We start from the raw sequence: 17,998 nt of genomic DNA on the forward strand, positions 1-17,998 counted from the left end.
CCACGCCGGCTCCCGCGTCCGTGTTACCGCGCACCCATCTGAAGGAGACCCATTGATGGATTCGAACGAGCAGCCCGGGGCACACCGCTTCCGCAACAACGCCAAGGCCGTCCACGCCGGCAATCCGGCGTGGCAGGCCGCGGCCGACAACCACCTGCTGGACAACAGCGTCCGCTACGTCGGCAACAACCGGCTGGAGCGCCAGCGCGACGGTCATCGCTTCATCAACATGGTTTCGTGTTCCTACCTGGGGCTGCATTCACATCCGTGGGTGCTGGAAGGCGCGCGTACGGCGATTGATTCCGAGCAGACGTTCGCGCTGCCCGTCTCGCGGCTGCGTATCCGGTTCTCCATTCTCGACGAACTCGAAGCCGGACTCTCGGCCTTGTACCGCGCCCGCAGCGTCGCCGCAATTTCCGCGTCGGTGGCCAGCGCCGCCGTGTTGCCGCTGATCGCGTCGGGCCACTTGACCGACGACGGGGAACCGCGCGTCATGGTGTTCGACAAGCACAGCCACTTCTCGCTCAACTACATCAAGCCCATCTGTGCCGACGAAGCACCGGTCTTCACCTGCCCGCACAACGACCTCAACTACCTCGAGGACATGTGTAAAAGGCATAAGCGGGTGGCCTACGTCGCCGACGGCGCCTACTCGCTGGGCGGCGTCGCGCCGGTGCACGAGCTACTGGAGTTGCAGGACCGCTACGGCTTGCACCTGTTCTTCGACGATTCGCACTCGTTGGCGATGTACGGCACCCGGGGCGAAGGAATCGTGCGGTCCCTGATGCCCGAGCAGCTCAATCCACTGACCGTCATCGTCGGCTCGCTTGGGAAAGGGTTCGGCGCCACCGGGGGCGTCATCATGTTGGGCGCGGAAAAACACTATGACGTCCTGATGCGCTTCGGCGGCCCGCTGGCCTGGTCTCAGCCGCAGAACGGGCCGACCATTGGCGGATGCCTGGGTTCGCTGCGGGTACACAATTCACCCGAGCTCGCACAGCGCCAGCAGCGGCTGCGCCAGAACGCGGCTCTATTCGACAGTCTGATTGCCACCCCGCAGTCCGGCTTGAACACCGCGATCCGGCTCATCCCGATCGGCGCGGAATCCAAGGCGATCGGCCTGTCGAGCCGAATTCTGGAAGGCGGCTTCTACACCTCGGCGGTCTTCTTCCCGGTTACCGCCAAAGGCCATGCGGGACTTCGAATCATGCTGCGCGCCGACAACGACCCCGACGACATCCGCCGGTTCTGTCAGACCGTCAATGAGTTGGTGACGATGGAATCACCGGACCTTGTTGGTGTTTCACCGTGAGTAGTCCAATGTTGAACCAGCCGTGGGTGTTTCGCAGCATGCTGATGACCAGTGCGGTCAATCCGCGCCAGTACCAGGCGGCCCTGCAGTCAGGCGCCGACGTATGCACGCTGGATCTGGAAGACTCGGTGCCGCCCACCCACCGCGCGGACGCTCGTCGTCACGCGACCGGAATGTTCGACGGGGCTTGCACCGGGTGCGTTCGCGCGCTGCGGATCAATAGCATGCGCACCACCGACGGTTTACGCGACATTCTGGCGCTCGCCTGCGGCGCCATCCGGCCCGACGCGCTGCTGATCCCCAAGGTAGATAGTGCGCACGATCTGCTCATGCTGCAGGACATGCTCGGTGAGCAGCTTGGCGACATCGCGTTCCTGGCAACGATCGAAACACCGGCCGGCCTGTCCCAGGTTGAGGAGATCGCGACCGCCACTGGGCGGGTCCGCGCGCTGGTTTTCGGAGCCGCTGACTTCGCGTCCGAGCTAGGCACCTCAATGGTGTGGGAGCCGTTGCTTTACGCACGCTCGCGTATCGTCGCGGCGGCCGCCGCGGCCGGTATCGCGGCAATCGACGCGCCCACCTTCGACCTCAACGCCGACCTGGCCCTCAAGATCGACGTGGAGCGATCGCGCGAGCTCGGCTTCCACGGCAAGGCCGCCATCCATCCTCGGCAGGTGGCGGCGATCAATGAGGGCTTTACCCCGTTGCCGGCCGAGGTGGAACGGGCGCGCCGCATCATCGACATGGTGGATGGACGGTCGCGGTCGATCGGTGTCCTGGACGGACAAATGGTCGGCCCGCCGATGGTCGCCGCGGCGCGCCGGCTGTTGCGTCGCGCCGAGTCGGTTAAGGATGGGATGGGCCATGGATCAAGTTCGCGCATATAAGAAGGTTGGCGACCGGCGCTGGCGGGAGTCGCGCGGCGTCGTATACGAAGACATCGAAGTGGGGATCATCGTCGAGCACCGGCCGGGCCGCACGCTCACCGAGGCCGACAACATCTGGATGTCGTTGCTGTCACTGAACTTGCACCCGTTGCACATTGACGACGCGTACTGCGAAAAGACCGAGTGGCAGCGACCTTTGGTGTCGAGCCTGGTCACGCTGTCCATCGTCTCCGGCATGAGCGTGCAAAGCACCAGCGCTCGGGGCCTGGCCAATCTCGGCTGGGACAACATCCGTCTGGTTGCCCCGGTGTTCGTCGGCGACACCATCTACGCCGAGACCGAGTACCTGGACAAGCGCCTGTCGAAATCCCGTCCCAACCAAGGCATCGTCAGCTGCGCCACGCGTGGCATCAAGGCGGACGGCACCCTGTTTCTGACCTGCCAACGGCAGTTCCTGCTGCCCACTCGCGACCACGATCTCGAAGATCAGGCCGGGTACTGACGTTGCAGGGCGAGGTAAGCGGACATGTCGTACTGGTCGACAGCTACGGCGCGATCGGAACCGAACTGGCGCAAGGTTTCCTTGACGCGGGGTATGCCCCGTTGCGGGTGCAGAGCACCCCTGAGGCGCCGATAGGGTTGCGCGGTCAGCCGGATCGATTCCCCTACACCGTCGACATCGTGCACGGCGGCGACCTAGCCGCGACGCTGGCAACGCTGGCGCCTTACCACCCCGTTGCGGTTGTGGCCGGCACCGAACCGGGAGTAGAGCTGGCCGACGCGTTGAGCGAAGCCCTGCACCCGATCACGGGCGCGCCCACCAACGGAACGGCGCGAAGCGCCGCCCGGCGCGACAAGTACCTGATGATCGAGCGCATCAAACAACAAGGCCTGCGCGGAGCCCGGCAGATCCTGGTGCAATCCGAAGACCAACTTCGTAGCTGGCACAACGACATTGGCGGAACCATCATCCTCAAGCCACTGCGCAGCGCCGCCAACGACGGTGTCAGCTGGTGCCGCGGCCCCGAGGATGCCGTACAAGCCTTCCGCCGGCTCAACGGGCGTAAAAACATCCTGTCGCAGTGCGATGACGGCGTCGTGGCGCAGGAGTGCCTGATCGGCACCGAATACACGATCGACACGGTCAGCCGCGACGGGGTGCACCAGGTGTGCGACATCTGGGAGTCGTACCGCGTCGGCGCCAACGGTATTCCCGATCTCCTGGTTGCCTGGCGGCTGCTGCCCGCGGTCGGCGAAGTGCAGGACGAGCTGGTTGCGTACACCTTCGAAGTGCTCGACGCCCTCGGTATCCAGCACGGCGCGGCGCATGCCGAAATCAAGATGACGCCGGATGGGCCCTGCCTGGTCGAGGTGGGAGCGCGAATAGCCGGCGCCAACCTGCCTGCGAGCGCGCGGTTGGGCACCGGACAGTCGCAGCTCGACTGGATGGTGGACGCCTACGTGCGGCCGCAGACCTTCACCCATAGCCGCGGGCGGCCCTACGTCCTGCACCAACACGTCGCCCGTGCCACCATGGTCGCCCCCTGCAGCGGCACGCTGATCGCTTATCGCGGCCTGGAAACCATCAAGGAGCTGCCAAGCTTCCACGACATGCAAGTGCGGGTGACTCCCGGGGAGTACCTGTCGCTTACCACCGACGACCTGACCTACCCGATCTTCGTCACGCTGGTGCACGAGGTCGGCGAGGTGGTGGCCCGCGATCTTTGGACGCTGCGCTACCTCGACGGCGTGAGCTTCTACGAGCTTGCCTAGAAAGGGAATTTCGATGCCGCAGTGTTACTGCCAGCTCGACGGCCGGCTCGATTCAGACAATGAGCGGACCGCCGACGGAAGCCTCGTCGAGCTCTACCGCCGGATGCCGCCGACCGGCGAGGCCGAGCAGCTGCACGCCCTGCTGCCACCGCGCAGCTCGGTGCTGGAACTGGGCGCCGGAACCGGACGGATCGCCGACCCGCTCGCTCAACTCGGCCACCGCGTCACCGCCGTCGACGACTCCGCGCGCATGCTCGCCGAGGTTCGGCACGCGCGGCCGGTGCGCGCCCGCATCGAGGACCTGCAGCTGGACGAGAGGTTCGATGCAGTCCTGTTGGCCACCAACCTGATTCATTACCGCGGCGATGACCTGCGACGGGCGGTGCTCACTTCGATAGCACGCCATCTCAAGCCCACCGGCAAGGCCGTGATCCAGTGGAAGCCGCCGCCGTATTGGGCCGCTCGGCCCTCCGGCTGGACGGAATCGAAGGCCCTCGGCGACGTCACGGTCTGCGTCACAATCCACTGCAATTCCGAGGGGCTGGTCGACGGCGAATACGCATTGATCGTCGACCGATCGGAGTTGCGGCAATGCTTTCATCTCCAAGTGCTGACGCTCGAGGAACTGCGCGGCGAACTCGACGATGCGGGGTTGCGGTTCATTACCGCCAATCCCGAATCGACGGAATGGCTCGAAGTGGCACGGTACCGCTAGCAAACCCTGTCGGCTGACCGCCGGATCGACCTAGCATCACCTACGTGTCAGAACTCAATACCGCCCGCGGGCCGATCGATACCGCTGATCTCGGCGTCACGCTCATGCACGAGCACGTCTTCATCATGACCACCGAAGTCGTGCAGAACTATCCCGACGCCTGGGGGGACGAGGACAAGCGGGTGGCTGATGCGGTCGGCCGGCTCAACGTGTTGAAGTCCCGGGGCGTGGACACCATCGTCGACCTGACGGTGATCGGCTTGGGCCGCTATATCCCGCGCATCGCGCGGGTGGCCGCGCAGACCGAGCTGAACATCGTCGTCGCCACCGGGTTGTACACCTACAACGACGTCCCGTTCTGTTTCCACTATCTCGGACCGGGCACCCAACTCGACGGCCCCGAGATCATGACCGACCTGTTCGTCCGCGACATCGAGCAGGGCATCGCCGATACCGGCATCAAGGCGGGGATCCTCAAGTGCGCAACCGACGAGCCCGGCATCACCCCCGGCGTCGAGCGCGTGTTGCGGGCGGTTGCCCAGGCACACAAGCGCACCGGAGTGCCCATCTCCACGCACACTCATGCCGGGTTGCGGCGCGGGCTCGAGCAGCAACGCATCTTCGAAGAGGAGGGCGTCGACCTGAGCCGGGTAATCATCGGGCACTCCGGCGACAGCACCGACGTCGGCTACCTCGAGGAGCTCGTCGCCGCCGGCTCCTACCTGGGGATGGACCGGTTCGGCATCGACGTCATCCTGCCATTCGAGGACCGGGTGAACATCGTGGCGACGATGTGCGAGCGCGGCCACGCAGACAAGATGGTGCTCTCGCACGACGCCAACTGCTACTTCGACGCGTTGCCCGAGGCGCTGCTGCCGGTCGCCGCGCCCAACTGGCATTACCTGCACATCCACAACGACGTGATCCCCGCGCTGACGCAGCGCGGCGTCACCGACGAGCAGCTGCACACCATGCTCGTCGACAACCCGCGCCGCATTTTCGAGCGTCAGGGCGCCTACGAGTAGCGCGCGCTCAGGGCGCGATCGCGTCCGCTTCCCGGTCGACGTCCTGCGGCTCGATGTGCTTGGCGCGTTTCTCCCAGCGGCGCAACGCTTCCCGACACGGCGACTCGACCAGCGCGTAGCTCACCGCGGCGATGGCGAAACCGAAGACCAGCGTCACCACCAGCACCGTCGGCATGCGGCCGTGGAACGGAAAGATGCCGATCACCGGAAACACCATCGCCAGGGCGGCCAGGTGCCAGATAAACAGGCCGTAAGACCAACGTCCTAGGGTCACCATGCCGGTGGTGCCCAGCACCCGGTGCGGCGTGTCGGGCCGGTCCAGCACCAGCGGCGCGACCAACGCGAACGCCACCAGTGCGCCCATCGCGGTCTTCACCGCGAATTGGGTCGCCGTGCCCTGAACCAAGCCCGCCGGGCCCGCCAGCGGTGACGCCGCGACCAGATAGGCCAACACCGCCGCCACGGCCATGAGTACCCGGCGGCGCGCCAGCCGGTGCGGCAACCCGATCGGGCTGTGGGCCCACTCGGCCAGCAGCATTCCCGCGGCGAACCACGAGAAAAACGCCGGCGGCCAGTTCAGCGGGTTGAGCCCGGGATCGGTGTGCACGGGTATCCAGGCCCAGGCCCAGGCCCAGCTGAACACACCCAGGGCGCCGATCGCCGGCACCCGGGCGCCGACCGGAATACGGCGGGCCAGCAAGGCGAGCGCCGGCAGCGCCAGGTAGAAGGCGGCCTCGACCGACAGGCTCCACATTTGGGTCAGGCCGCCGGTCAGGGTGAGCGGCACATAGATCTGGGTGAGCGTCAGGTTCGCCAGCCACACCGTCGGGCTGGCGTGGTCGGCGTCGGGCAGCAGGGACAGGATCACGACCACGGCCACCACGTAGGCCGGCATGATGCGGACCGCCCGCGATCTTAGATAGTGACTCGTGCGCGGGCGTGGTGCCAGATCTCGCGCCGCCGCCGCATGCCCGCGCCACAGCAGGTAGCCCGACAGCGCAAAAAATACCGCCACGGCCAAATCGAACCGGCCGAACAGCCGGCCGGCGACACCGCTCGAATGCCCGGTCTGGAATGCGGCATGGGTGACGACCACGCCCATGGCCGCGCATGCACGCATCCCTTCCACGGCGGGCAGGAAGCTGCGCGTCCCGCCCACCCGCTGGCAATCGGTCACCACCACAGTGTGCCCGTGTACCGAGGCGCGAATGGGGTACACCGGCGAAGTGGGGACAGGTAGGCACCCCGGGGCAATACATTCTGCTGTTAGGGTCAAACGGGTTTTGCCTCGCTGCTTGGTCAGGTCGGAGCGGATCGCGACTGACGAGTCCATGGTCTGAGAAGTCTGAGAAGGAGGTCACGGCAACGTGAACCGAGCAGTCATGTTGCGGATGGCCGCATTAGGGACGATCGGGCTCGGAGCCGCTCTGCTGATGGCCGCACTGCTGCTGTCGACCTACACCAGCAGCAGGATCGCCAAGATCCCGCTGGATATCGATGTCACCCTGATCAGGCAGGGCACCGGATCGGCCCTCGACTCGGCATCCTTGTCCGGTGACCACGTGGTGGTCAACCAGAATGTGCCACTGGTGTCCCAACAGCAGGTCACCGTCGAATCTCCGGCCAATGCCGATGTGGTCACCCTGCAGGTGGGCACCTCGGTGCGGCGTACCGACAAGCAGAAGGACACCGGTCTGCTGCTGGCGATCGTCGACACCGTCACCCTCAACCGCAAGACGGCGATGGCCGTCTCCGACGACACCCACACCGGCGGCGCGGTCCAGAAGCCGCGCGGTCTCAACGACGAGAGCCCGCCGACCGCCATCCCGCTGCGCCACGAAGGGCTGGCCTACCGCTTCCCGTTTCACACCGAGAAGAAGTCCTATCCCTACTTCGATCCGATCGCGCAGAAGGCGTTCGACGCCAACTACGACAGTCAAGAGGACGTCAACGGCTTAACCACCTACCGCTTCACGCAGAACGTCGGCTATGGCTCCGACGGGAAGCTGGTCGCCCCGATCAAGTACCCGTCGCTGTACGCCGGTGACGAGGACGGCAAGATCACCACGACCGCGGCGATGTGGGGCGTTCCGGGTGAACCGGGCGAGCAGATCACGATGAACCGCTACTACGCCGCGCAGCGAATCTTCTGGGTGGACCCGGTGACCGGCACCATCGTCAAGGAAACCGAGCGCGCCTATCACTACTACGCCCGCGAGGCGATGAAACCCGAGGTGACGCTGGCCGACTACAAGGTCACCTCCACCGAGGAAACGGTCGAATCCCAGGTCAACTCCGCACGCGACGAGCGCGACCGGCTGGCGCTGTGGTCGCGGGTGTTGCCGATCACCTTCACTGCCGTCGGCTTGATCGCGCTGGTCGGTGGCGGTCTGCTCGCGTCCTTCAGCCTGCGGACCGAAAGCGCCCTGACGGAGCCCGGCCTCGACCGCGACGACACCGACTACTTCCGGCGCGCCGGGCTAGAGGAACCTGTGCCCGGAGCAGAAGCCGAGACCGAGAAACTGCCCACCCAGCGTCCCGAATTGCCGGCAGACGCGGAGTCGCCCCCGTCCCCGCCTGCGTCGTCCTCGGCCGAACCGCCGCCGGAATCCGGACCGCCCAAGCCTTCCCCTCCGGAACGGACCTAACGCGCCGACGTGCGCTGGTTGCGACCGGGCTATGCGTTGACCCTGGCGCTATTGGTGGTGCTGCCGCTACTGCGACCCGGATATCTGCTGTTGCGCGACGCGGTGTCCACCCCGCGGTCCTGCCTGTCCCCCAGCGCCCTCGGGCTGACGGCAGCGCCCCGGGCAACGCCGCAGGATTTCGCGGTGGCGCTGGCGTCGCATCTGGTCGACGGCGGCATCGTGGTGAAGGCATTGCTGGTGCTGGGTCTCTGGTTCGCGGGCTGGGGTGCGGCCCACCTGGTGGCGACGGTGCTGCCGGCTGCCGGAGCCGGTGGCCAGTTCGTCGCGATCACCATCGCAATCTGGAATCCCTATGTCGCCGAACGGCTCTTGCAGGGACATTGGAGCCTGCTTCTCGGCTATGGCTGCCTGCCGTGGGTCGCTACGGCGATGCTGGGGTTGCGCTGCGGTGCGGGGCGGTCCGGTTTTTTCGCCCTGGCGTTCTGGATCGCACTGGCCGGGCTGACCCCGACCGGGCTGCTGCTGGCCGCGACGGTTGCCCTGACCTGTGTGGCCGCTCCCGGTGCCGTCCGGCCCCGTTGGCTTTGCGCCGCAACGGGATTGGGTTTTGCGGTGGTCGGCGCGCTGCCGTGGCTGACGGCCTCGGCCCTGGGGTCGTCGTTGGCCAGTCACACCGCGGCCAACGGGCCCGGCGTCAGCGCGTTCGCGCCGCGCGCCGAACCCGGCCTGGGCACGCTCGCCAGTCTGGCCGGTCTGGGTGGGATCTGGAATGGCGAGGCCGTGCCCGGCTCGCGCACAACGCTTTTCGCGTTGCTCTCGGCCGCGGTGCTGCTTGCGGTGGTAGCGGTCGGACTTCCCGCGGCGCTGCGTCGTGCGACGGCGGTGCCGCTGTTGGTACTGGCGGCGGTATCGGTGCTGGCGCCGGCGGGATTGGCCACCGGCCCGGGGCTGCATGTGCTGACCGCGGTGATTGACGCCGTACCCGGGCTGGGCGTGCTGCGGGACGGGCAGAAGTGGGTGGCCCTGGCGGTGCCGGGTTACGCGGTGTGCGGCGCCGGGGCGGTGGTGACGCTGGCACGGTGGTCGCGGCCTGCCGTGGCGGGGGTGCTCTGCTGTGCGGCACTCGTCTTGGCGTTGCCGGACCTGGCCTGGGGCGTGGGGGGCAGGGTCATACCCGTGCGCTACCCGTCGGGGTGGGCGGCCGTCGCGGCGGCGATCAACCGTGAGCCGGGGGCCGTGGCGGTCTTACCTGCCGGCACCATGCGGCGCTTTTCCTGGTCGGGGTCCGCGCCGGTGCTCGATCCGCTGCCCCGCTGGGTTCGGGCCGACGTGCTGACGACGGGCGACCTGGTCATCTCCGGGGTGACGGTTCCCGGGGACGGCACGCACGCCCGGGCGGTGCAGGAGTTGCTGCTGGCCGGGCCCGATCCCGCGGCGTTAGCGCGGGCCGGGGTGGGGTGGGTGGTCGTCGAGTCGGACAGCGCCGGCGAGATGGGTGCGGCCGCGCGCACGCTCGACCGGCTGACACCGACGTATCGTGACGGCGACTTGGCTCTTTACCGGATTGGCGGCCAATCCGACGGTGTCGCTGCTGCGCGCCTCCGAGCGACGATGCTTGCGCATTGGGCATGGCTCTGCCTGCTGCTGGTGGGTGGGGCGGGCATGGCCGGCTGCTGGCTGCGCCGGCACCTAACCAGAGGCGACGGGACGCCGGCGTCGATCGCAGAGGACTGAGTTTCGCGGTTTACACCACGCCGCTGAGGCGGTCACCGGCCAGCACTGTTTCGAGCAGCGTGCGCATGGCTTCGGCGCTTTGTTGCCAAGAGAATTCGCCGCTACGCACCTGCGCCTTGGCGCCGAGTTGATCGCGCAATATCGGATCGCGGAGCAGTTCTTCGAGCCGGTCCACCAGTTCGCGGTGGCTGTCCACCAAGATGCCGGTCACCCCGTCGATGATCGAGTCGGACAGACCGCCGGAAGACCGATACCCGACCGTGGGCACGCTGTGCTGAGCCGCCTCGACCACGGCCAGACCCCACCCCTCCTTGCGTGACGGCAGCAGGTGCACCCAAGAGCTTTGCAGCACATGGTGTTTGGTGAGGTCATCGACGTGACCAAGAAAAGTCACCGCGTCGGAAATGCCGAGCCGGTTCACGTGGTCGACGAGTCGCTGCCGCCACCAGCCGCCACCGACCACGTCGAGGTGCAGACCCGGTATCCCCGGGTTTCGTCGCCGTAACTCGGCCACGGCTTCCAGCGCGTCCTCGATCCGCTTGTGCGGTACCAGCCGCGACAGCACCACCACCCGCGGCGTGGCCGCGCGCGGGACGGACATCGTCTGCGCCGGCGCCTCGTCGAGTCCGTTGCGGACCACCGCGATCCGCCGGTTATCCACACCCAGGGCGACCAGATCACGCGCCGACGGCAACGACACTGTCACGTATTGGTTGCGCCGGTTGAGCCGTGGCGACAACGTCGACTCGACGAACCAGCCCAGCCGGCCGAGCACCGGGCCGGCCACCGGCCACTGCTCTCGATGGCAGTGGTGGACCAGCACCACCGTGCGACGCCCGTACAGGAGCCGGGCAAGAAACGGCAGACCGTTTTGGGTGTCGACGACCACGTCCGGCCGCACTCGGCGCAGCGGCCCTAACCGCAATCGCGCCAGTGCCATCGCTACCAGCGCCCACACATACACCGAATAGCGGCCGCCGGCGCGGCTGATCCGCACCCCGTCGATGACTTCGTGTCGTGGGGCCCCCGAATAGCGGGCGGTACGCAAGGTGACCTCGATACCGGATGCGACCAGCTGCGCGCCGATGCGCTGCAAATAGGTTTCGCTGCCGCCGCCCTGGGGATGGCCGGTATCGCGCCAGCACAGCAGCAACACCGAGCGCAGTCCAGACATCAATCGCCCAGCCTAGCCTGGCGACGATGCGCGCCGCCGCGCGGCGGAAGATGGGGGCAGGCAATCCGCAGGAGTCTCCCGCAGCGCCGAGTGTGCACTGGCGGCTTTGACTGCGCGCTCATGGCGAGTCTGAGCGCCTGAATTCAAGCGCCTGTCGGCCGCCGTGGGCGCACGCTGGAAGCCGTGCATACACGTTGAAGTCAAGATGCCCCGGGCCGCCCCCCTGGCGGATCATCCGGCACCGGTGGGCGGTGCGGATGCGTAGGGTGTGGCCGGTGGCCGTCGCGTCCCCTGTCACCGATGTCGTTGCGCGCCGCGCAACGCTGTCCCGCTCGCTGCGGCTGCTGTCGCAGTTCCGCTACGAGCAGTCCGACCCGGCACGCTTCTACGACGCCCTGGCGGCCGACACCGCGACGATGGTCGGTGATCTATGGCTGGCCGGCCACGGGGAGCCGGCGGCCGGCCGCACGCTGCTCGACGTAGGCGGTGGTCCCGGATACTTCGCCTCGGCATTCGCCGACGCCGGAGTCCGCTACATCGGCGTCGAACCGGATCCGGCCGAGATGCACGCCCCGGGCCCCGCGACCGCCGATGCGGCGGGCACATTTGTCCGGGCCTCGGGCATGGCACTGCCATTCGCCGACGACTCGGTGGACATCTGCCTGTCTTCCAATGTCGCCGAGCACGTGCCCCGGCCGTGGCAGCTCGGCGCCGAGATGCTGCGGGTGACCAGGCCGGGCGGGCTGGTCGTGCTCTCCTACACCGTCTGGCTCGGGCCGTTCGGCGGACACGAGATGGGTCTGACCCATTACCTCGGCGGCGCCCGCGCCGCCGAGCGCTATGCCCGAAAACACGGCCATCCGGCGAAAAACAACTACGGGTCGTCGTTGTTTGCGGTCTCGGCGGCCGATGGTCTGAAGTGGGCCGCCAGCACCGGCGCCGCGGTCGCCGCATTTCCTCGCTACCACCCGCGATGGGCGTGGTGGCTGACGTCGGTGCCGGTGCTCCGAGAGTTCTTGGTGAGCAACCTGGTGCTAGTCCTGCAGCCGCGATAATGGAACGTGTTCTCGTTTCGGGTCGGCTTGGGTAGGGTGGCGCCATGAGCCAGAGCCACACGACCGAATACGACAAACTTTTCATCGGCGGCAAGTGGACGCAACCGTCGACCTCCGAAGTCATTGAAGTGCACTGCCCGGCCACCGGCGAGTACGTCGGCAAGGTGCCGCTGGCGGCCGGCGCCGACGTCGACGCCGCGGTTGCCGCGGCCCGGGTGGCATTCGACAACGGACCGTGGCCCGCGACCCCGCCGAAAGAGCGGGCGGCGGTGCTGGCCGCCGCGGCCAAACTGCTGGAGCAGCGCAAGGAACTGTTCACCAAACTGCTCACCGACGAGACCGGTCAGCCGCCGACGATCATCGAGACGATGCACTGGATGGGCTCGATGGGGGCGCTGAACTTCTTCGCCACTCAGGCCGTCGACCAGGTCAAGTGGCGGGAGGTCCGCAGCGGCTCCTACGGCCAGACCATCGTCCATCGTGAGCCCGTCGGTGTGGTGGGCGCGATCGTGGCGTGGAACGTGCCGCTGTTCCTGGCCATCAACAAGCTGGGCCCGGCGCTGCTCGCCGGCTGCACCGTGGTGCTCAAACCGGCTGCCGAAACCCCGTTGACGGCAAACGCTTTGGCGGAGTTGCTGACCGAGGCCGGCCTGCCAGAGGGGGTGCTGTCGGTGGTGCCCGGCGGTATCGAGACCGGCCAGGCGCTGACCGCCAACCCCGACGTCGATATGTTCACTTTCACCGGCAGCTCGGCCGTCGGCAAGGAGGTAGGCAAGCGTGCCGCCGAGCTGCTCAAGCCATGCACGCTGGAACTGGGCGGCAAATCGGCGGCCATCATGCTCGAAGACGTCGATCTGGCCAGCGCTGTCCCGATGATGGTGTTCTCCGGCGTGATGAACGCCGGGCAGGGCTGTGTGAACCAGACGCGGATTCTGGCGCCGCGCTCCCGGTATGACGAAATCGTGGACGCGGTAAGCACTTTCGTACAGGCGCTGCCGGTGGGGCCGCCGTCGAACCCGGCCGTGCAAGTGGGGCCGCTGATCTCGGAGAAACAGCGCGCCCGGGTGGAGGGATACATCGCCAAGGGCATCGAGGAGGGCGCGCGGCTGGTGTGCGGCGGTGGCCGTCCCGAAGGCCTGGACAACGGATTCTTTGTGCAGCCAACGGTTTTCGCTGACGTCGACAACAAGATGACGATCGCCCAGGAGGAGATCTTCGGGCCGGTGCTGTCGATCATCCCCTACGACACCGAAGAGGATGCGGTCAAGATCGCCAACGACTCAGTGTACGGGCTGGCGGGCAGCGTCTGGACCACCAATATCCCCCACGGTATTGAGATCTCGGAGAAGATCCGCACCGGTACGTACGGAATCAACTGGTACGCCTTCGATCCGGGATGTCCGTTCGGCGGCTACAAGAACTCCGGGATCGGCCGCGAGAACGGGCCAGAAGGCGTCGAACACTTCACCCAGCAGAAGAGCGTGCTGATGCCGATGGGCTACACCGTCGCGTGACTCGGCCAACTAACGGCCTCGGAAGCGCGCTTGCCGGCGCTCGATGAACGACTGCACGCCCTCGGCGGCGTCCTCGCTGGCGAACAGGGCCGCGACGTCGGGGCGCAGGCGTTCGATAGCCGCCGCTTCACCCTGGGTGCGGGCCAAGTGCGCCGAAGCCAAGGTGGCCCGCACACCTAGGGGCGCGGCACGCTCGGCGATGGTGTGCGCGATCTCTCGCGCCCGGGCCAATGCGGCGGCGTCGTCGTCGGCAACTTCTTGTATCAGCCCGATGCGGTGCGCCTCGGCAGCGTCGAACTCCTCGCCGGTGAGCAGCCAGCGCATGGCGTTACCCCACCCGGCCTCGCGCGGCAGGCGAATCGTCGCGCCACCGAACGGATAGATCCCGCGCTGCACTTCCATTTGGGTGAACCGGGTCCCGGCCGCGGCAATGCGAATGTCGGCGGCCAGCAACAGTTCGATGCCCAACGTCATGCACCAGCCGTGCACGACGGTAACCAGCGGCGTGCTCCACGAACCGTCGAGACGCCACGGGTCGCGACCGTCGTCGGAGAACGCCAACTCCCCGCTCGCGATGCCGGGGCCGACGTCGACGAGATCGAGACCGGCGGTGAAGTGGTCGCCGTGGGCGAACAACACCCCGGCGCGCAGCGAATCGTCGGATTCCAGCAGCCCGTAAGCCCGCGATAGATCGGCGAGCATCGCCCGGTCGAACGAATTGCGTTTATGCGGCCGGTTCAGACCGATCAGCAGGACATGGCCGTCGCGCTCGAGGGACACGGTGGCGAGGTCGGGCAGCGAAGGCTGCGAAGCACTGGTCATCGGCTTAGTGAACCCCAGCGAGCCCGATTATGCAATAGAGCATAGAGCAGCCTTTGGACGTCAAAGATCACTGCCCGGCAACGGGGCTCTTCCGCAGCCTGGCAGTCATAGATTATGCTCGGTTGCATAATCATGGGCCGGTGGCCCCGGTGCATGAGGCGACACACCCGCCGGGAGTCATCATGTGGATCATCGAGCTCAACATCGCCGGTTTTCGATACACCCGCGAACTGCCCGAGCGGCGCCGCCGGCCATTGCGGTTCAGCCCGCGGCACCTGCACTGGCCGGTACACCGCCACGCTCACGGCCACTCCCACGCGGCATGACGCCGACCGGCATGGCAGCAAAGAAGCGTGGCGGCACCCGGGACAACATGCTGATCAGCGCTGCCCAGGTGCTGCGCGAACGCGGCGCGGCCGGGGTGACCATCGACTCGGTGCTCGCGCGCAGCGGCGCCCCACGCGGCTCGGTGTACCACCACTTTCCGGACGGGCGAAGTCAGCTTCTGGCCGAGGCGCTGTGCTACGCCGGCGATTCCATCACGGCCGTGATCGATAACGGTGCCGCCAAAGGTGCGCGTGTCCTGCTGCGCGAGTTCGTCGACTTCTGGGAACACCTGCTTATCGAGGGCGGCTTCGCCGCCGGCTGCCCCGTGGCCGCGGCCGCGCTGGGATCGGCCGACGATGAGGTCCGGCTGTCCGTGGAGGCCGGCGCCATCCTCAACCGCTGGTGTAGCGCATTGACCCGGGCGTTCGTCATCGACGGCTTCGACGAGTCAGACGCGGCCTCACTGGCGGTCACGTCCGTCGCCGCGCTGGAGGGCGCCATTATGCTGTGCCGCTCGACCCGCACCACCAAACCGCTGCGCGAGGTAGGCGATCAACTCGAATTCCTCACCAAAGCAAGGGAATTCGTTCGCCATGACCGACGTTCCAGCAGCCGCGACAGCTGATGGGTACGCCATAGCGGCCTGAAGTATGGGCCGGTTGCTGCGTGTCCCAGGTGTGAATGTGTTGGGCCGCAGGGCATTTGCGCGGAATCAAGTATGCGTTCCTGGCCCTGACGTTACGATTTCAGGCTTACCGCGCGCCGGTGTCGGCCGGCGCTATCCTGCTGTGCCGCTCGACGGGCAAGGCCGAATCGCTGCGCCAGGCCGGCGACCAAATGTGTGTTCCATAACGCAGCGGCCGGCAATTCGCAACACTCCTTGCCCAAGCTCACGGAGCCGCCCGCTGAATTTGCCGCCGCGCAGGCTCAAGCATCGAGAACCATTGTGGACGAACGATCTTGGTGAAAGTCGCCATCTTCTGTCCGGCATCGCACTAAGCTCGGGTAGCACCGATTCGTCGACAGTCGGCTGATCGGCGGCAGCTCCTATTTCGAACCCGACCGAGAGGCCACGCATGTCGCACCTCATCGCAGTGCCAGAGATAGTGACGGCTGCTGCGTCAGATTTGGCGAATATCGGTTCCAGTATCAGCGTGGCGAATGCGGCCGCGCAGTTACCGACGACGGCGGTACTTGCCGCGGGCGCCGACGAAGTGTCAGCCGCCATTGCGTCGCTGTTCAGCACCCACGCTCAGGCCTATCAGACCCTCAGCGCTCAAGCCGCAGCGTTTCACGCTCAGTTCGTGCAGGCCCTGAATGCGGGTGCCGGCTCCTACGCGGCCGCTGAGGCCGCCAACGCGTCGCCGCTGCAGACGTTGTTCGACGCGATCAATGCCCCTACCCAGACGCTGCTGGGACGTCCGCTGATCGGCAACGGCGCCGAGGGGACGGCGACGAATCCCAACGGCGGCGACGGTGGGCTGCTCTTCGGCAATGGCGGCAACGGCTACAGCCAGCCGGCGGGCAGCGGGCTGGCGGGCGGCAACGGCGGCGCCGCGGCATTGATCGGCAACGGCGGCCAAGGTGGGCACGGAGGCAGTAGCGCCACCGGTGCCGGCGGTGCTGGCGGTCACGCGGGCGCCGGCGGATGGCTCTTCGGCAGCGGCGGAACCGGCGGTCAGGGCGGTGCAACCACCGCGGCGGGCAGCAGCGGCGGTAACGGCGGGTTCGGTGGCAACGCCGGGCTGTTCGGCATCGCCGGTTCCGGCGGCGGGGGCGGAAACGCCACCACCGGCACTGGCGGAAACGGTGGGCTCGCCGGCAACGCCGGACTCTTCGGCAGCGGCGGTAACGGCGGCACCGGCGGGAGCGCCACCAGCGGCAATGGCGGTGCGGGCGCCGCTGGCGGAACCGGCGGCTGGCTGCACGGCTACGGCGGGGATGGCGGGTGGGGCGGGGACTCCGCCACCGGAACCGGCGGCCGCGGCGCCGCCGGTGGCGACGCCGGACTGTTTGGCTACGGCGGTGTCGGCGGAAGCGGTGGGAACTGGACCACCGGCGTCCTGGGCGGCGATGGTGGAGCCGGCGGCCGCGGCGGGTGGCTGCTAGGCCAAGGCGGGATTGGCGGCGCCAGCGCCGCCCTCGGCGGAAACGGCGGCAACGCCGTACTGATCGGCAGCGGCGGGCCGGGCGGACCCGGAGGTCGCGGCGGCTACGGCGGCAACGGCGGGTGGCTGTACGGCGACGGCGGCGCCGGCGGCGCCGGCAACGGCTTCGTCCCCAACGCCAGCGGCGGCGGCGGCGGCAATGCCGGGTGGCTCTTCGGCAGCGGTGGCGACGGTGGCGGCACCGTCGCCGGCGGCCAGGGCGGCACACCCGGCCGGGCTGGACTGCTGATCGGCAACGGTGGCAGCGCCGGCGCTGGATCGCAAAATGGGATACAGGTGGACGGCGCTGACGGCGGGTGGTTGTTCGGCAACGGAGGCGACGGCGCGACCAGCCTCAACTCGGCGGGAGCGAACGGCGGGAATGGCGGACTCATCGGCAACGGCGGCGACGGCGGGGGCGGCGGCACAACCGGGACGGGGTTCGGCTTCAGCGGATTCAACGGCGGCAACGGTGGCAACGGCGGGTGGCTGATCGGCAACGGTGGGCACGGCGGAGCCGGGGCAAGTGCTGACCAAGCCAATATCAGCACTAATCCGGCGGGTCACGGCGGAAACGGCGGCAACGGCGGGGCCGGCGGCCTGTTGTACGGCAACGGCGGGGGCGGCGGGGCCGGCGGACTGGGTGGAGTCGGATCCTCAGTGCCCGGCGGTAACGGCGGTTCCGGCGGCAACGGCGGCAACGCGAAGCTCATCGGTGACGGTGGGGCCGGCGGTAACGGCGGTGACGGCGGGTTCTCTTCTGTGGGCCCGAACGGGTCAGGTGGCGGCGGCGGTAAGGGCGGCAACGGTGGGTCGTTGGTCGGCGTCGACGGAACACCCGGTTCGGCCGGCTCCTGACCTATCG

General features: G+C 67.7%; 16 protein-coding genes. 13 read left to right on the top strand and 3 right to left on the bottom strand.

Annotated features, from left to right (window positions below; translation table 11 throughout):
* Positions 1-55 precede the first annotated feature (55 nt).
* From AWC07_RS20240 to AWC07_RS20265, 6 genes are read left to right on the top strand one after another with little or no spacing between them, the layout of a single operon-like run.
* Entirely contained in the window at positions 56-1,312 is a 1,257-nt protein-coding gene (locus tag AWC07_RS20240; RefSeq protein ID WP_036413575.1) for an aminotransferase class I/II-fold pyridoxal phosphate-dependent enzyme, read from the top strand.
* Positions 1,309-2,199 (top strand): HpcH/HpaI aldolase/citrate lyase family protein, encoded by an 891-nt coding sequence (locus tag AWC07_RS20245; protein ID WP_139829802.1) that lies wholly within the window; start codon positions 1,309-1,311, stop codon positions 2,197-2,199. The genes AWC07_RS20240 and AWC07_RS20245 overlap by 4 nt, the downstream gene beginning before the upstream one ends.
* Positions 2,177-2,701, top strand: a complete 525-nt coding sequence (locus AWC07_RS20250) for a MaoC/PaaZ C-terminal domain-containing protein (protein ID WP_036413580.1) — start codon at positions 2,177-2,179, stop codon at positions 2,699-2,701. The genes AWC07_RS20245 and AWC07_RS20250 overlap by 23 nt, the downstream gene beginning before the upstream one ends.
* A gap of 2 nt (positions 2,702-2,703) precedes the next feature.
* Positions 2,704-3,972, top strand: coding sequence for an ATP-grasp domain-containing protein (locus AWC07_RS20255; RefSeq protein WP_036413583.1), 1,269 nt, complete (start codon positions 2,704-2,706; stop codon positions 3,970-3,972).
* Positions 3,973-3,985: 13 nt separating this feature from the next.
* Positions 3,986-4,687, top strand: coding sequence for a class I SAM-dependent methyltransferase (locus tag AWC07_RS20260; RefSeq protein ID WP_036413586.1), 702 nt, complete (start codon positions 3,986-3,988; stop codon positions 4,685-4,687).
* A 44-nt stretch (positions 4,688-4,731) separates the two neighbouring features.
* Positions 4,732-5,712: a phosphotriesterase family protein gene (locus AWC07_RS20265; protein WP_036413589.1), complete on the top strand. Its 981-nt coding sequence runs from the start codon at positions 4,732-4,734 to the stop codon at positions 5,710-5,712.
* A 7-nt stretch (positions 5,713-5,719) separates the two neighbouring features.
* On the opposite strand, the gene AWC07_RS20270 is transcribed toward AWC07_RS20265, so the two are convergent.
* Complete coding sequence (locus AWC07_RS20270) at positions 5,720-6,895, bottom strand: acyltransferase family protein (RefSeq protein WP_036413596.1); 1,176 nt, start codon at positions 6,893-6,895, stop codon at positions 5,720-5,722.
* Positions 6,896-7,079: 184 nt separating this feature from the next.
* Here AWC07_RS20270 and pgfA point away from each other — a divergent pair, with 184 nt between their 5' ends.
* Positions 7,080-8,360, top strand: a complete 1,281-nt coding sequence (gene pgfA, locus AWC07_RS20275; protein WP_167380113.1) for a cell envelope lipid trafficking protein PgfA — start codon at positions 7,080-7,082, stop codon at positions 8,358-8,360.
* A gap of 9 nt (positions 8,361-8,369) precedes the next feature.
* A complete protein-coding gene (locus AWC07_RS20280; RefSeq protein WP_036419355.1) occupies positions 8,370-10,094 on the top strand; it encodes an MmpA family trehalose lipid delivery protein in 1,725 nt (574 codons plus the stop codon).
* A gap of 10 nt (positions 10,095-10,104) precedes the next feature.
* On the opposite strand, the gene AWC07_RS20285 is transcribed toward AWC07_RS20280, so the two are convergent.
* On the bottom strand, positions 10,105-11,268 hold the full coding sequence (locus AWC07_RS20285) for a glycosyltransferase family 4 protein (protein WP_036419352.1): 1,164 nt from the start codon (positions 11,266-11,268) through the stop codon (positions 10,105-10,107).
* A 257-nt stretch (positions 11,269-11,525) separates the two neighbouring features.
* Here AWC07_RS20285 and AWC07_RS20290 point away from each other — a divergent pair, with 257 nt between their 5' ends.
* Together AWC07_RS20290 and AWC07_RS20295 are read left to right on the top strand one after the other, a co-directional pair.
* Positions 11,526-12,323 carry a class I SAM-dependent methyltransferase gene (locus AWC07_RS20290; protein ID WP_051508260.1) on the top strand — a complete coding sequence of 266 codons (798 nt, stop codon included), beginning with the start codon at positions 11,526-11,528 and terminating at the stop codon, positions 12,321-12,323.
* 44 nt (positions 12,324-12,367) lie between these two features.
* The gene (locus AWC07_RS20295; protein WP_036419349.1) at positions 12,368-13,837 is read left to right on the top strand and encodes an aldehyde dehydrogenase; all 1,470 of its coding nucleotides are present in this window, start codon (positions 12,368-12,370) and stop codon (positions 13,835-13,837) included.
* Between the two features lie 9 nt (positions 13,838-13,846).
* Here the strand turns inward: AWC07_RS20295 and AWC07_RS20300 are convergent, their stop codons facing one another.
* Positions 13,847-14,659, bottom strand: a complete 813-nt coding sequence (locus tag AWC07_RS20300; RefSeq protein ID WP_036419346.1) for a crotonase/enoyl-CoA hydratase family protein — start codon at positions 14,657-14,659, stop codon at positions 13,847-13,849.
* A 140-nt stretch (positions 14,660-14,799) separates the two neighbouring features.
* Between AWC07_RS20300 and AWC07_RS20305 the strand changes: the two genes are divergently transcribed.
* The 3 genes from AWC07_RS20305 to AWC07_RS20315 all read left to right on the top strand — a co-directional run bounded on the left by AWC07_RS20305 (position 14,800) and on the right by AWC07_RS20315 (position 17,991).
* Positions 14,800-14,985 (top strand): hypothetical protein, encoded by a 186-nt coding sequence (locus AWC07_RS20305; protein WP_036419344.1) that lies wholly within the window; start codon positions 14,800-14,802, stop codon positions 14,983-14,985.
* Between the two features lie 11 nt (positions 14,986-14,996).
* The gene (locus tag AWC07_RS20310) at positions 14,997-15,611 is read left to right on the top strand and encodes a TetR/AcrR family transcriptional regulator (RefSeq protein ID WP_244187645.1); all 615 of its coding nucleotides are present in this window, start codon (positions 14,997-14,999) and stop codon (positions 15,609-15,611) included.
* Between the two features lie 451 nt (positions 15,612-16,062).
* On the top strand, positions 16,063-17,991 hold the full coding sequence (locus tag AWC07_RS20315) for a PE family protein (protein WP_085105206.1): 1,929 nt from the start codon (positions 16,063-16,065) through the stop codon (positions 17,989-17,991).
* Positions 17,992-17,998 lie beyond the last annotated feature (7 nt).

Source organism: Mycobacterium gastri (genome assembly GCF_002102175.1).
In the GTDB taxonomy this organism is placed as follows: Bacteria; Actinomycetota; Actinomycetes; order Mycobacteriales; family Mycobacteriaceae; genus Mycobacterium; species Mycobacterium gastri.

What these genes read in the sequence shown, in the direction of transcription:
- AWC07_RS20240 (WP_036413575.1), top strand. Translation starts at nt 56, where the DNA reads ATGGATTCGAACGAGCAGCCCGGGGCACACCGCTTCCGCAACAACGCC.
- AWC07_RS20250 (WP_036413580.1), top strand. Translation starts at nt 2,177, where the DNA reads ATGGATCAAGTTCGCGCATATAAGAAGGTTGGCGACCGGCGCTGGCGG.
- AWC07_RS20260 (WP_036413586.1), top strand. Translation starts at nt 3,986, where the DNA reads ATGCCGCAGTGTTACTGCCAGCTCGACGGCCGGCTCGATTCAGACAAT.
- AWC07_RS20285 (WP_036419352.1), bottom strand. Translation starts at nt 11,268, where the DNA reads ATGTCTGGACTGCGCTCGGTGTTGCTGCTGTGCTGGCGCGATACCGGC.
- AWC07_RS20290 (WP_051508260.1), top strand. Translation starts at nt 11,526, where the DNA reads ATGCGTAGGGTGTGGCCGGTGGCCGTCGCGTCCCCTGTCACCGATGTC.
- AWC07_RS20295 (WP_036419349.1), top strand. Translation starts at nt 12,368, where the DNA reads ATGAGCCAGAGCCACACGACCGAATACGACAAACTTTTCATCGGCGGC.
- AWC07_RS20300 (WP_036419346.1), bottom strand. Translation starts at nt 14,659, where the DNA reads ATGACCAGTGCTTCGCAGCCTTCGCTGCCCGACCTCGCCACCGTGTCC.
- AWC07_RS20310 (WP_244187645.1), top strand. Translation starts at nt 14,997, where the DNA reads ATGGCAGCAAAGAAGCGTGGCGGCACCCGGGACAACATGCTGATCAGC.
- AWC07_RS20315 (WP_085105206.1), top strand. Translation starts at nt 16,063, where the DNA reads ATGTCGCACCTCATCGCAGTGCCAGAGATAGTGACGGCTGCTGCGTCA.